Here is a 14713-nt window from a genome sequence, read left to right as displayed (position 1 = left end):
AGCGCTAGCGTAAGCGCAGGGTGGCGTAGGCGTTCCACTGGCTGGTATCGGACAGCACGACCTGGTCGCCGGCGCGCAGGCCGGCACGTACTTCGATGCGGTCGCTGGAGGCGGCGCCGAAGCGCACGCGGATGCGTTGCGCGCGCTCGCCGCCGTCGCGCAGCACGAACAGGTTGCCGGCGGTGTTGGGTGCGGCCAGCGCCGGGCGCGGGATGCTGACCACGTCGCGCAGCGTGCCGAGCACGATGCGTCCGTCCACCGACAGGTCCGGGCGCACGCCCGGCGGCAGCGGCGGCGCCAGCCGCACGTCGACCACCACGCTGCCGCTGCGCACTGCAGGATCGATCCGCGCCACTTGCCCGCTGACCACGCCGTTGTGCGTGTCCACGCTGACCGGCAGTTCGTCGATCACGTCCTTGGCCAGCACCTCGGCCACCTGCAGCCGTGCCAACAGCTCGTCCGGGCGCGCCACCCGCGCCAGCTTGGCGCCGACCTCGACGCGCTGGCCGGGTTCCACGTCCACCTGCTGCAGGATGCCGTCGCTGCCGGCGCGCACCTGCAGCGAGGCGGCCTGTTGCGCGGCGATCGCCAGGGCGCTGGCGGCCTGCGCGCGCCGCGCCTGGGCGGCGCGCAGCTGCGCGGCCATGTTCTGCCGGAACGCGGCCACGCGCTGGGTTTCGATGCCGGCGCGGCCACGCTGTTGCGCCTCCACGATCTGGCTCTGGGTCAGGTCGATCGCCGAGATCGCGCCGCCGTCGTGGCCGCGTCGGTAGGCCTGCGCCTTGATCTGCGCGATCTGCAGATCGGACGCGGCCTGCGCCTGCAACGCCTGCTGGTCCAGCAGTTGCGAGGCCAGCGCCGCGTGCAGCGCGGCCACGTCGGCATCGGCGCCGGCCAGTGCGGCGCGGGCGCGGTCCAGGCCGGCATCCAGCTCGGGATTGGCCAGTTGCAGGATCAGCGTGTCCGCCTGCACCCGCGCGCCGGCATCGACCAGTTGCTGCTGCACGGTGGCGGTGGCGCCGGCGGTGATCCAGCGGATCTGCCGCGGCACCAGCACGCCGTTGGCGCGGATCTCGCGGCGCATCTCGCCGCGCGTGGCCGCATCGATCCACAGCTCGCTGCGGCTGACCTGCGGCGCGGCGCGGCCCGCACCGAACAGGACCACGCCGAGCAACAGCACAGCAGCCACGGCCAACGCCAGCCAGCGGCGCCGGTGGCGCCAGATCGAACGGTTCGGAGACTTCGCGATATCCATGGCCATTGCAGAGTAGGCCGCATGCCAATCGGCGAAGCGCTATAACGCATTGAAACGACTGCCTATCGCCCGCGTCGGGCGCGGCCGCCGCGTCCGCAAGCGGACGCTCGGCGACCGATTACGGACAGTTGCGCGGCGAACCGCGCGCGCTCAGCGCTTTTCGAGCGAAGCGCGGTAGCGCAGCAAGGCTTCGGGTTCGTCGGTCTGGAACGCGCCGATCCCGGCGCGGTACAGGCGTCCCCACACCGCATCCGGATCGCGCAGCGCGTCGGCGTCGCCGCCGTAGCCGGCGACGAAGCCTTCCCACAGCGTGTTGACCAGCAGCCGCACGTGCTGCTGCCTGGTCAATGCGGCCAGCGGCGGCAACTGCTCGGCGCGCATCCGCGGCAGTTCGATCGCCACCGGGCGTACCTTGCCGCCGATCTGGGTGCGCACGGTCTGCAGCAGGTCATCGGTGCCCGGCGGATTGAGCAGCACCGGGGTGAAGTTGACCTGGTCGAACGGCGGCAGCGACGCCAGCGGCTGGCTGTACACGCCGACCTCGGTCTTGAGCACGACCTGGCGCTGCATGCCGGCGCGCCGCACCGCGTCCGCCACCTCGGCGTAGATCGGCGCCTTGACGTCGAGGTTGAGCATGATCCGGCCCTTGGCCGCGGCCAGCATCTGCTCCAGGGTCAGCGGATGCTGGTCGGTGAGCGCGGCATCGGCGCCACCCTCGTCGTCGCGCAGGCGCAGCCGCGACAGCTGCGCCCAGGTCAGTTCGGCGACCTTGCCGCTGCCGTCGGTGGTGCGCTCGACGGTGGCGTCATGAAACATCACCAGGGTGCCGTCGGCGGCGCGGCGGATGTCGGTTTCGAGCATGTCCACGCCCATCGCCACGCAGCGCTCCAGGCCGGACAGCGAGTTCTCCGGCGCATGCCCGGGGAAGCCATGTGCGGGCGCCGGATTGTGGCAACCGCGATGGGCGACGACGAAGATGCCGCTGGCCGGATCGGCCAGGCGCGCCTGGCTGGCGGCGCTGCCGGCGGGGGCCGCAATGGCGGGACCGGTCAGCGCGCTGCCCAGCAGCAGGAGCGGCAACAGAGTGGATTTCATGGCGATGTCAGTCCTAAGGATTGAAAGGGTTTAAAGAGAAGGCGTGAAGCGGATGCCGAACCAGTACGTGGTCGGCACCGAGTAGGTGTCCTTCAACAGGTTCTCGCCCGGTCCGGTCACGCTGGTGATGCGGCTGTGGGTGACGTTGCTGACCTGGCCGACCACGCTGACCTGCTTGTTGATCGCATAGGTCGCCGACAGGTCCAGCTGCGAGCGCGGCGACCAGTACAGGTCCTGCCAGTCGATGTTGCTGACGATGGCGCGCAACGCCTTGCCCTGGCGGTTGTAGGCCGCGCGCAGTTCCAGCCCGCCGACGCTGTAGAACAGCGAGGCGTTGGCGGTGTAGCCGGGCTGGCCGACCAGGCGATCGACGCTGCGCTCGCGCTGGCTCACGTTCGGCGCGCTGCCGACGCTGTAAGGCACGTCCATGCCGCCATCGAGCAAGGCCAGGTTGGCACTGCCGCCCAGCCCGGACAGCGCCGGCACGCCCGGCAGCAGGGTGTTGAGCACCGCACTCAGTTCCAGGCCGCGGATATGCGCCTTGGACGCATTGGCCGGGGTGCTGATCAGCACGTTCGAATAGGTGGTGCCGTTGAAGCTGAACTGGTCGGTGCGCGACAGGGTGAAGATCTCGTCCTGGATGCGTTTGTCGAACACTGCGGCGGCGAGCATGCCGTCGAAGTCGTCGGGCAGGCGCCATTCCAGCGACAGGTCCAGGTTGGTCGCCACGCGCGGCTTGATGTCCGGATTGCCCACGGTCACGGTCACGCCCTGGGCGTTGGGATTGCCGGCATCGGTGCTGTTGACGAAGCCGATCGAGGTGCGCGCGGCGTAGGCGTCGTACGGCGGGCGGCCGAGCGTGCGGCTGGCGCCGGCGCGCAGGTCGAGGCGGTCGCTGAGGTGGTAGGTCATGATCGCCGACGGCAGCAGGTTGGCGTAGCGCGAATCGGTCGGCGCGGCGACGTAGATGTATTTGCCGCTGACCGTATCCAGCTGGCGCTGGCGGCCGACGGTGGACTGGTCGGTATTGTCGTAGTGCAGGCCGGCCTCCACGTTGAACGCCTCGGCACGGTAGCTGACCAGGCCGTAGGCGCCGAAGATCTTTTCGCTATGGCTGAAGTTGTCCTGGTTGCTGAAGGCCGACTGGTCGGTGCTGTTGAACGCGCTGCGCGGCGTGGACTGCAGCACGCGCCGGGCCTTGTCCGGATCGATGGCGATCAGGTTCAGGCCGAGATAGCGCAGCGGCGCATTCGACGGCGCCAGCACGTCGGCGATGTTCAGTGCCGGCGCACTGCTGTTGGGCTGGTATTCGTCGCGGTAGATCTCGAACGACGGCTTGTCGGTGGTATACGACAAGCCGGCACCGAAGCCCAGGCCGCGGTCTTCCTCGGCCTGGTTGAAGCCGTAGTCCAGGCGCCCGGTGAGGATGCGGTCGCGCGCGCTGCGCTTGTAGTCCGGACGCCAGTACGACAGGCTGTAGTTGTCGTAGTCGTAGTACGCCTGCGGCGCCACCGGGAAGCGCTGGTTCAACGCCGAGGTGTCGTAGCTGAAGGCATAGTCGGCGGTGGGAGTGACGGTGACGCCGGGGCCGGACTGGCCGACCGCGACCGGCGCCGGGCGCGACGCGCCGGTGACGTACTTGAACATCTGGATCGGCTCGTCGTAGGTCGCATCCGACCACGAGCCGCGCGCGGACAGCACCTGGTGGTCGTCCGGATGCCACTCCATGCCGGCCTGGCCGAGCTTGGTGCGGGTGGTGGTGACCTGGCTGGAATAGCCGACCTCGATGTCGCCGGCCGGATAGCTGCCGGAGGTCGCGGTCTGGTTGGCGACGCGGTTGCGGTTGCGCGGATCGATGAGCAGCTCGTTGCGCTGCATGTCGTCCTTGAAATAGTAGTAGCCCGCGGTGACGTAGGCCTGCAGGTCGGCGCTGGGACGCGCCTCGAACTTGCCGGTCAGGCCGTAGCGGTCGCGCTTGTCCATCACGTACCAGTACTTGTCCTGCTGCGGCACCGCCCAGCCGTTGCCGAGGTTGCTGCCGCTCTGCAGCACGCCGTTGCCGTCGTAGAACCCGTAGTGCACCGTGTCGGTGGTCATGTGGGTTTCGGTGTAGCTGCTCAGCGTCTGGTAGTTGCCCGACAGGGTCAGGCCGTATTGCCGGTCGCTGCCGAAGGTGGTGCTGCCGGTGGCGCCGAGGCGGTAGCCGGGATCGTCCTGGTCGCGCGGCTTGCCGACGTCGTTGGCATGGCCCAGCGCGGCCTCGCTGGTGAAGAACGGCTTGCCGCCGTTCTCGAACGCGCTGCGCGTGCGCAGGTTGATCGCGCCGCCGGTGGCGTTGGGATCCAGGTCGGGGGTGAAGGTCTTGACCACCTGCAGTTCGCTGACCATCGAGGCCGGCAGGATGTCCAGGCGCACGCCGCGGGTGATCGAACCGAGCGTGCCGTTCGGCGTGCCCGGCGAGGCCACGGTCAGGCCGTCGATGGTGACGTTGTTGTAGGACGGGCCGAGGCCGCGCAGCACCGGCGTGGCGGCCTCGTCGCGCGGATGCTCGTTGTCGGTCGCCGGCAGCACCGACAGGCCGGGGATGCGGCGCAGCGCCTCGACGATGGTGGTGTCCGGCAGCGCGCGCACGTCGGTGGAACTGATCACGTCGGTGATGTTGGTCGCCGCGCGCTTGCTCTCGATCGCCGCGGCATTGGCCTTGCGCACGCCGGTGACGACCACGCTGTCCAGGGTCTTGGCGGTCGCAGCGGCCGGCGGCGATGCGGCGGCGGTATCGGCGCCGTCGGTGTCCGTGGCGGCTGGTGGCAACGGCGTCGCCGCTTGCTGCGCGAGGGCGGCCTGGCAACTGGCGGCAAGCAGGCACACCAGCAACGTGCGCTGGTGGCGATGGTGCGATCGCGTCATCTCTATCCCCTGGAAAATTTCGGAATTAATTACTAACTTTAAAGTAGTTAATTTTACCCAGAAGGTGATGACAGTCCCATGTCACGCGGCAGGACGATTGCGAAAAACCCGCAGTGACTGTCGATCTGGTCCGACACGGCGCCACAGGGTAGCGTGGCGCCGCGGCGATGGCGCGCCAGCACGACCGTCCAAAACGACGCTAGGGCCGCATGGCCCTAGGGATTGTCATCAATTGTTCGGATAGGCGATGCTTGTTGCCCCTTTCTTTCCTGCACACCCCTGCAATGGCACGCCGCTACGCCCTGCGAGACGATCAGTGGGATCGCATCCGTGACCTGCTCCCCGGCCGAGCCGGCCATGTGGGTGTGACCGCCAAGGACAACCGGCTGTTTGTCGAAGCCGTGCTCTACCGCTACCGAGCCGGCATCCCCTGGCGGGATCTGCCTGAGCGCTTCGGCGACTTCCGCGTGATCCACCTGCGGCATAGCCGCTGGAGCCGGTCCGGCGTCTGGCAACGCGTGTTCCACGCCCTGTCAGAGGAGGCGGACAATGAGTACGCGATGATCGACAGCACCATCGTCCGGGCGCATCAGCACAGCGCCGGGGCAAAAGGGGGGCGCCGCAGGCCATCGGACGCAGCCGAGGCGGGCTAAGCAGCAAGATCCACGCCGTGGTCGATGCACTGGGCAATCCGGTGGCGTTTCATCTGACCGCAGGCCAGGCGTCGGATCTGGAAGGTGCAGATGCGTTGCTGTCGCAACTGTCGGTCGGCGCCCTGCTCGCTGACCGCGCCTACGATGCCAGGGCACGTGTCATCGAGCCGATGCAGCGGCAGGGGACGCAGATTGTCATCCCCTCCCATCCAACGCGCAAAGTGCAGCGCGACTACGACCGGGTGCTGTACAAGGATCGACACCTGATCGAGAACTTCTTTGCCAAACTCAAGCAGTACCGGGCCATTGCCACCCGATACGACAAGACCGCCGGCAACTTCCTCGGCGCGATTTACTGGATCGCCTCTGTCATCCTGCTTAATTGATGACACGCCCTAGGCCGAATCGACATTCAAGGCAGCCATAGCGGGATCGAGGCGAGGAATGCGAGAAAGTGCGCGGGTTTGCGATCGAATCGGGTTGCGATGCGGCGGAACTGCTTGAGTCTGGCAAAGCAGCGTTCAATGCAATTGCGTCGCCGGTAACGTGTGCGGTCGTACAGCCGGGGCTGCTGGCAGCTGCGCGGTGGAATGACCGGCTCTGCGCCTTGTGCCCGGATCGCCTCCACCAATTCCCGACTGTCGTAGCCCTTGTCCGCCAGCACGTACCGCGGGCTGAAGCCGGCCAGCAACGCCCGGGCCTGCGTGATGTCGTTGCGCTGCCCGCCGGTCAGCATGAAGCGCAGTGGTCGGCCCTGACCATCCGCCGCCAAGTGAATCTTGGTACTCAGACCTCCTCGGGAACGCCCCAGAGCCGAGTCCAGCTCCCCCCTTTTCCGGTCGCCGCCTGTGCGTGCGCCCGGACGATGCTGCTGTCGATCATCAGGTACTCGTTATTTCGATCCCGGATCAATGCCTGGAAGACCTGTTCCCACACGCCTTTGGCGGCCCAGCGCGTAAACCGCTTATGCACGCTTTTGTAGGCGCCGTAACGCGGCGGCAGGTCGCTCCAGCGCGCGCCAGAGCGCAAGACCCACAGCACCGCATTGACGAACAAGCGATTGTCGCGCGCCGTGCGCCCTGGATCACCGGCTTTACCTGGGAGCAGCTCTTCGATCCGCTCCCACTGGGTTTGACTCAATTCGTAACGGCTGGGATGCCGCGCCTGTTGTTTCTTCTCCATCTTCCAAATGTAACGGATGAATGTCGATTCGGCCTAGCGTCGTTTGCGTTGCGCGCGGCGGCGGTAGCGCGGCGACAGTCAGCACTGCGCATACGCAAGCTACCCAGCCTGCTAACGGACAATAGCCAAGGAGCGCGCCCTCAAGTCCCCGCTTCAGGAGGGGATTACTTTTCAACACGAACCCTCAATGCGCAAACGCTCCGGTCACCAAAAACTATATAACGACCCTAATAGATTCACCGGAACGACTCTTAATCTTCAAATCCTCAAGTTCAAATAGTCTGGAGGATGAGATGATGGTCGCCTTAAGGCCACCAAGATGATCACTCGTAAAGGGATCTCCACGGTATGATGCCGCAACCTTCCTTACTTCAACTATCTTTTCCATTTGAGCGTCGAATGAATTTTCGCCCTGTGAAGATCGTAATACGTTGGCAAGCCCCATGCTGCGCATCATGTCAGGCTGCTTCAAGAGGCTCTCGAGCGCGGCCAGGAACTTTGGCTTCTCATGTGCATCGGCTTCCGTCCGATCTATCAGCAAGGCTCCGCCGTCGTGAAAGATAGCCTTGGAAAACTCAAGACCAACCCCTGAGCAGGATACAACCGCCATCCCACAGCTAGCCGCTTCAATGAGAGACAAGCCAACAGTCTCAAACTTCGACGGATGAAAAAAAACATGCGACCTTTGCATCTCGCGAATTACTTCTGAGCGCCCCACCGATGGGAGATGAGTTATTCTGGATACGAGATGAGGGTAGCGATTTTTAAAATTATCCGGTATATCTCCGATGTACGTAAACGACAAGCCCTCCATTTCGGACATCAAATGGGACATCACCTCCAGAGCTAGCGCCCCATTTTTCGTCTCGAAGTCGCGCCCACAAAACACAACCCGCCGCTCATCCAAATCATTCCATTTGGCCTCGAAATTGGCCCAGGAGATTGGCGCACGGGCGGGCTTGACGGCGGTCACCTTCTCCAAGTAAGCCTCACCGAGCTCCACGACTTCCAACCGAGAGAACCAGTGCCGAGCAATGTCGAAGCTAGAATCAGGATCGCCCCTAAGTATGATCCCGGCGCAAGATCCATGAACGTAAGCGGACAGCATAAGACGCATGCGCTCCTTCATGAAAGATAAGAAATCGTCCGAATGCAGGCGCTTTAAATTATCTTGGAACTCCGAATCAAGAAACATTCTTCCACAAAGGGGACCTGCCAGAAGGTCGTCAGTATCAACAAGCCAAGAGCGCGAACCGATGACAGGAAGCCTTGCGGACTGAATTATTAGCCCGGAGCCGCCCGATCCAAACAATAAAAATTCGCCATGATGTTGATCACTGTAAGGCGAGACAACCTCATCTCTAGAAACAAAGACATGATCCGGACTTGCCACGAAATAATCGGACTGCCGATCCTCAAGCATAATCGCATGATAGCCGGAATGAAGATCTATGCGAGGAGCAAGCACAACACGCATGCGCTCTTTAACTGACCGGTTCGGCACTATTGACCCCATGCAATTCAATAACACGATCGGCGGACCTGATCGTGTCAGGCCTATGGGCAACGATCACCCTTGTCATATTTAGCTCGGCAATAGCCGAGGCGATAGACACCTCGTTCCCGACATCCAGATGGCTCGTCGCCTCATCCATGAAAATAACTTTCGGACTACCGTAGAGTGCGCGCGCAAGTAATATACGCTGCTTTTGCCCCGCAGAGAACGATTTGCCCATATTAATTACCGATGTTTCATAACCCATTGGCATCGCCATGATTTCATCATGAATTCGCGCCTTAATCGCTGCCGCAACCACCTCATCTCGACTATAGTTAGGCGCAAAAGAGGCAATATTCTCAAATACCGAGCCGCCGAAGAGTTGATCATCTTGCAAGACGCAAGCAACTGATCTATGAAGATCCACAGGATCTATCTCATTAAGAGCAACCTCGTTAAAGGTAATTGTTCCAGACGAGGGCTGAAGCAGGCCCATCATCAACTTGATGAGGGTCGACTTACCGACGCCAGATCTACCTATTACGGCAACACACTCCCCGGCGCCTATCTCAAAGCTCTCGGCCCTCAGCACACTTTCCGTGTCTGCACCGTATCCATAACTCAAAGACTCTACCTTGATACTTATCGCATCAGACGGCGGCAGAGGGGTGGCGCCCGGAACGACCGGCTTCTCATCTAGAATATCCGAAAGTCTCTGGTTATGGATCTTCACCAAGCGCCAATCGACGAATACGTCACTCACCCTTGTGCAGCGGTCGATAAACTGAGTTGAGTAGCTCACATACGCGATCACCATTCCGAAGGACATACCGCCACGCAGGCTTATCAACACTCCAAATCCAATGATAATTACAGTATGAAACTGAAGGAGGAATTTTGAAATCGTGGAACCAGCAGACGTCCAGCCTTGCAAGCGCGCCATTGCATGGGCAGCAGCCCTTGTTCTGGATTCGTATCGGGAAAGCTGAACAGACTCTAGCCCCCCGCTCTTTATCGTGGTTATCCCGTTCAGCATCTCCTGGAGGATGCCATGCTGAGCCGTGGTTTCTCTAATCTCGGCGTGCTCGCAATCCCTTGCGTTCTTGAAGGTGAAATGCCTTGAACACGCATAGACTGCGCCAAAAATAAGAGTGACGACCGCCAATCTTGGCGAATAAGCAAATATCATCGCCATCGTGAAAATCAGACCAAGGCCGTCGAGTGCTGACTCGACAAACTTGTTGGTGATCGTTCTCTGAATCACATCGATCGACCTGAACCTTGAATACACCTCCGAAGATGCCCTCCTGAGGAAAAATGAGTAAGGCAACCTCATCAAGGTTTCGCTGATCCTGACATTCCACTCGACGACCAGATACTCGGAGAGGCGGCTCAACAGGTTATTCCGATATATTCCAAAAGCCAACTGTATGAGCGCGGCTCCGGCAAACGATGCCATGAGCACATAGGCGAGCTCGACATCCCCAGCTTGAATGACGCTATCGGTAAACGACTGAATCAGCAAAGGACCCAGGAGCAGGAGCACCTCCAGGATGAGAGCAACGGCCACGACCGCGGATATGGTTAGCTTCCTTGAAGCGACACCTGCAAGCAAAAAAGCGAGAACACCCGAACGCTCTACGAGTTCTTGAGAAATTGGTTCTGGAGGCGGACCGAATGCAACCACCACTCCCGTAAATCGGTTGCCGAATTCGCCCATGGCCATCTTCAACTCCCCTTCCGCCGGGTCATTGATGAAGATGCAGCCGCCCCTTATGCGCTTGATGACAACAAAGTGCGACAAGTCGAGCAGCGCTACACATGGACTCGGAATCTCTGCCAGGTGCTCTGGCTCGATCCGGTATGCGGTGGACCTGTATCCAATAGAGCGCCCCAGTTCAACAAGATCCCGGACACTGGTACCGTAGTTAGACGGCGGAAATCGAACTCGCATCGCTCGTAAAGTGGCCTTGCTCCCGTGCGCCTGACTTATCATCGTCAAGCAGGCGATACCGCATTCATTGACCTCCGCTTGATAAATCATCGGAACTTTAGGTTTGCGCCTCATATATTTGAGGAATCCGGCGAATAGATGATTCATCCGCGACCACCCGGAGCTTCTTCATGATCGAGAATCCAACGCAAGATGCTTTTTCGTTCGACCAAAACCAGCGAGGTGTCTGGCCCCAAGCTCTGACGCCTCGCGTCAACTGCCGCGATGATTCTGCCTGAGCTCACAAATCTACAGATAACTTTGATCTCTCGCCTAGCGGCGGAGGAGTTATCGACAAGATAGGCCGTACTGCTTCCAACCCTAAATCGATCTACTACAAAGAAAATGATGGCACGCTCGCTTGGCAGGCTACGTTTGTTCCGGCACGTGGAAGAGCCTTCAAATTCGCTCAGCAATTCCTGGCCCGCGGACTGAACAAAGATGTTGCTTTGTTCGTGCTCAATAGAACAAATCGCCGCACCGTAACAGGCGATAGCAGCTACAAGAAGCACCGGAAACAACAACGCAGAGCGAAGAGATGAGGCTCCCCCTCCCCTAAGGGGCCTGTACCATTCCGGAAGTAGTCGCGCCTGAAACGCCTGCCTTCTGAGCAGTCCGGCACCCTTATGAACGACATCACTTGGCTTTTGCATATGAGTTCGGACCGCTCAAGCACTTCGTGAAAGAGCAGCCTCGCCAACATTAAGCACGTTCTCTACGTGCTCGTAGACGGAATACACATCCTTGCAATGCCTGGACGGGTTGTTGAATCCGGACGAATTCGAGTAACGACTGGCAACATCCCCCCCAGCGCAGCTACGGGCAAACCTGCAATCAAGGCACGCATCTGGCACGCTCGCCGATGCTTTGATGATCTCTTGGACTCTGTCCGAATGTAGCCAGTCCGAGAACTTGCTTTCGAATATATTCATTACCGGCTGGCCTTTAAACCACGATTCAACAATCATGAATTCGTCCGCAATCCTAACTGATCCATCACTTAATACAGCGACCGCCGCGTCCACATTGGATGTTTTCCTACCCAATTCGCCGGAGCTCTTCCCGAGCATTAGACTGCGAATGATAGTACTGAACATTTCGACATCGACCTTTCCCATGTGGTTGAGCAACCAATAATCGAAGGCCTCGCAAAGACCCTTTGAATAGTCGAAATCGGACGCTATCGCATCAGATGACCTTTCATAAGTCTTATCGGGGAACAGGAATTTTATACGGGAGATGCCCATCACCTCGGTCAGGTGCTTGTAGACGCCGAGGACATCAGTTTGCGGCGCCAACACGGAAATTGTCCCGACTGCCAAGTCAAAATTAGCGAGATTATCTCTTAGCTTGGATAAATTTCCAATGATTCGATCATAAGTCCCCCTGTTTCTATGATCGACTCTAAATCTGTCATGCTGTGCCTTATCACCGTCGATACTGATACCCACATCAATCTTGTAGCGACTGATGAGAGACAGCCAAGCATCCGACAAAAATACAGCATTTGTTTGGACTGCGAACTTCAGCGCTGTAGTCACTGGCAACCGGGCGGTGAGTTCGTCGCAAAAGTCAGCCACAATGGAGGGCTTCAGGAGCGTTGGCTCGCCTCCATGAAACGCAATCACCACTGTCGATATCTCAAAGTCCGATTGTGCCTGGGCAATGTAATCAACCAACCCATTCAGGACTGAGGGAGGAATTAATGGAGGGCGATCAAAGACATCCTTGTATGCCGGATCGTAGTAATAGCAGTACGAGCAATTGATATTGCATCGTTCCGAGAGCTTAACCACGACAAAGAGGTTGGTTACTTTAGTTTTTTTCACGATTCATCCCTGAGCAGATGCGGTGCGGCGAGCAAGAAGTGCTCGCCGCACCTGGTCTACCTTACATCTGCGAAACGGCAGGCTGGACCGGACCGACGGTCACTTTAGGCCACTTCGGCTTAGACTGACCACCGTAGATGTCACTTGCCTCCATATCAGAAAGCTCACGAAGAACTAGTTTCGACGCAGCTTTCTCAAGCGCCAACGACTCTTTGATTTTATCGCTCATATTCAGTTTCTTCCTTGTGTTGCCAAGCCGGCAACTGGGCATCGGCCATCAGCTGGCAGATTCTTTTTATGGAGCATTCGCCGCAGTCATCACTACCCTAATTGGCAGCGGCCATCTCCTGAATAACTCTCCAAAAATCTTTACCTTCTTGACTCAGCCCTACGCCTGACTTAAGAGCATCGGCGCATTCAGCGTAGAAGATAAAGGAATACTTCGACAGTGCCATCCTTGAGTATTGAGGCTCCACGTCCATTTCCACGAAAGCCCGGAATAGCATCATCATCGCTGCGCACTCGGCAGCCTTAACCAAGGCCTTCCTAGCCGTCCAGTATTTATTTCTAGGGGCGTTGTAAACGACACCCTCGTTGTCAGGACTTGTTAGAGTTGAGACCAAGAACAGCTGGAGAAGATACTGAGACAACGTCGCTGAAACTATGTTTTCAACATAGCCAAGGGGAGAGGCGTCTTTCCGGATAAAAAGAAGGCCGGGATAGATCTTTGAGCCAACGCCAATTTCCCTATCAGTCCCCAACACAATCCCCGACGTAATATTATGCATCCAAGAGTAGAAGTTTGGCGCCACGCGCTTGATCACATCCCAAGCGGCATCTAGACGCTCGTTCTCTTCACTGGGGATGCACTCATACAACGGATCGAAAATCGGCCTGGGCGGGTAAACTTCAGGAAAAGAAGCCTTGACGCAATATATTCCTTCATGAGCATATGTTCTAGAAAAACTAGTTTCCGATCGGGCGTATGAGCATTTGACCTCGGTACTGAAATCGTGAGGCACGCAGAGCGAGAAATCTCTACTTTCGATCCGAAGCTCACTCTTTGAGATCCTGAACTCAGTTTGCCCAGTGCAAGCGAAAGAGACGCCTCGAGCGCAAAACCTCGCTTCTTCGCTGAAATCGACCGAGAAATCGAGATCTCGAGAAATATCTGCGATCACGAGCTGCGCAACCGCAGCATGAATATTGTTCTGCTCGGCAAACTTTTTAGCCAAGTCGACCTCTGGAACCCACCCAACCGAGCGGCTTTCCCCTAGTGAATTGATTACCTTGGAAGGTCCTGAGCCTAACAGATGAGCAGATGCGCCGTCCGCAATCCTCCTGCACACAGACTCAACGTATTTAGAGGCGATGAGTGCGGAAACTTCCGAATTAGCCTGAGTTGGGAAAGCCAAATCCTTAGCGAGATCAAAGCTCACATCATCCTCCCGCCCATAGTCCCCTTGGTTACCCCGTTCTCAATATCACGATCTGTGAGCAGGATCGTCGCCAACCACTTGCTACCGCCACCTACCGGTGTTCCGGCATGACGGGAGAGATCCCTGTTTATGTCGCCAGGCTCGTAGCTAAATAGTAACGAATTCCCTTGGTGAGGTATGAATTCAAAATGAGCATCCGGGAAAAAGGTCGATCCGCCATATGTCGGACGGTTCAAATAAATTAGAAACGTACCAACCCGCTGCCAAGGCATCTCCTCACCATCGGACGAGTCGAGAAAGAAGTCACAATGAGGAACGAATTCGCCACCAATTCCATATTGAATGACTTGGATTCCCTCCATTTTTTTGGTTGGCCAATTGGTCAATTCAGAAACCTTGCTCAGAATTTCATCCGTGAAATCCGAATCCCCGAGCACATAATTGGCCTGATTGCTGCTCCTCGTGTAAGAGGGCACAACCTTTGTTACCCCGTTTTCATCTGCGCTATAGACCACCGAACGCTTCATACGGGTCTTTGATATCTCAATTAGCCGCTCACAATCTTCCGCGGACATGAAATCAGCGAAAAAATAGCACCGAGGCTTTCTCGTAAACATCAGCAGTTTCACTTCTCGCCCTGCCACGCTTAGCGAAGAAGGATGGCCCGTAATGTCGGGCTCCGGCCTAGCTTCATCGAGCGCCTCCTCGGACGCGACCTTGGATAGCAGCTGCTCTACATATGCCTTATCCAGGCCCATCTGAACCAGCTCGCCACATATTTCATTATGGTCATAACCTTGCTGACGAAGCTCGGTCAACAATTGATTCTGATAATCTTCCGACACCATGACATCTCCTTATG

At 58.9% G+C, this 14713-nt stretch carries 9 protein-coding genes and 2 pseudogenes; 1 reads left to right on the top strand and 10 read right to left on the bottom strand.

Features of this window, described 5'->3' with window-relative positions:
* Positions 1 to 4: 4 nt before the first annotated feature.
* From FZ025_RS15195 to FZ025_RS15185, 3 genes are all read right to left on the bottom strand, one after another.
* Positions 5 to 1255 carry an efflux RND transporter periplasmic adaptor subunit gene (locus FZ025_RS15195; protein WP_104559004.1) on the bottom strand — a complete coding sequence of 417 codons (1251 nt, stop codon included), beginning with the start codon at positions 1253 to 1255 and terminating at the stop codon, positions 5 to 7.
* Between the two features lie 150 nt (positions 1256 to 1405).
* On the bottom strand, positions 1406 to 2350 hold the full coding sequence (locus FZ025_RS15190; RefSeq protein WP_104558999.1) for a glycerophosphodiester phosphodiesterase family protein: 945 nt from the start codon (positions 2348 to 2350) through the stop codon (positions 1406 to 1408).
* A gap of 30 nt (positions 2351 to 2380) precedes the next feature.
* Positions 2381 to 5257 carry a TonB-dependent receptor gene (locus FZ025_RS15185; protein ID WP_046980511.1) on the bottom strand — a complete coding sequence of 959 codons (2877 nt, stop codon included), beginning with the start codon at positions 5255 to 5257 and terminating at the stop codon, positions 2381 to 2383.
* 209 nt (positions 5258 to 5466) lie between these two features.
* Between FZ025_RS15185 and FZ025_RS15180 the strand changes: the two are divergent.
* A pseudogene (locus tag FZ025_RS15180) lies at positions 5467 to 6296 on the top strand (IS5 family transposase).
* 26 nt (positions 6297 to 6322) lie between these two features.
* Here the strand turns inward: FZ025_RS15180 and FZ025_RS15175 are convergent.
* From FZ025_RS15175 to FZ025_RS15145, 7 genes and pseudogenes are all read right to left on the bottom strand, one after another.
* Positions 6323 to 7092 (bottom strand): annotated as a pseudogene (locus FZ025_RS15175) (IS5 family transposase).
* Between the two features lie 214 nt (positions 7093 to 7306).
* Positions 7307 to 8569: a glycosyltransferase family 4 protein gene (locus tag FZ025_RS15170; protein ID WP_158185581.1), complete on the bottom strand. Its 1263-nt coding sequence runs from the start codon at positions 8567 to 8569 to the stop codon at positions 7307 to 7309.
* A 7-nt stretch (positions 8570 to 8576) separates the two neighbouring features.
* Positions 8577 to 10691: a peptidase domain-containing ABC transporter gene (locus tag FZ025_RS15165; protein ID WP_104559040.1), complete on the bottom strand. Its 2115-nt coding sequence runs from the start codon at positions 10689 to 10691 to the stop codon at positions 8577 to 8579.
* Positions 10692 to 11251: 560 nt separating this feature from the next.
* Positions 11252 to 12412, bottom strand: a complete 1161-nt coding sequence (locus FZ025_RS15160; RefSeq protein ID WP_158185580.1) for a radical SAM protein — start codon at positions 12410 to 12412, stop codon at positions 11252 to 11254.
* Positions 12413 to 12473: 61 nt separating this feature from the next.
* Entirely contained in the window at positions 12474 to 12641 is a 168-nt protein-coding gene (locus FZ025_RS15155; RefSeq protein WP_158185579.1) for a hypothetical protein, read from the bottom strand.
* Between the two features lie 97 nt (positions 12642 to 12738).
* Complete coding sequence (locus FZ025_RS15150; protein WP_146093645.1) at positions 12739 to 13851, bottom strand: hypothetical protein; 1113 nt, start codon at positions 13849 to 13851, stop codon at positions 12739 to 12741.
* Positions 13848 to 14699, bottom strand: coding sequence for a prolyl hydroxylase family protein (locus FZ025_RS15145; protein WP_046980249.1), 852 nt, complete (start codon positions 14697 to 14699; stop codon positions 13848 to 13850). The genes FZ025_RS15150 and FZ025_RS15145 overlap by 4 nt, the downstream gene beginning before the upstream one ends.
* Positions 14700 to 14713: the final 14 nt, after the last annotated feature.

The organism is Xanthomonas hyacinthi (genome assembly GCF_009769165.1).
GTDB lineage: Bacteria > Pseudomonadota > Gammaproteobacteria > Xanthomonadales > Xanthomonadaceae > Xanthomonas_A > Xanthomonas_A hyacinthi.
Note: the sequence above shows the minus strand (reverse complement) of the source record. Positions and strands in the feature narration are given on the sequence as shown.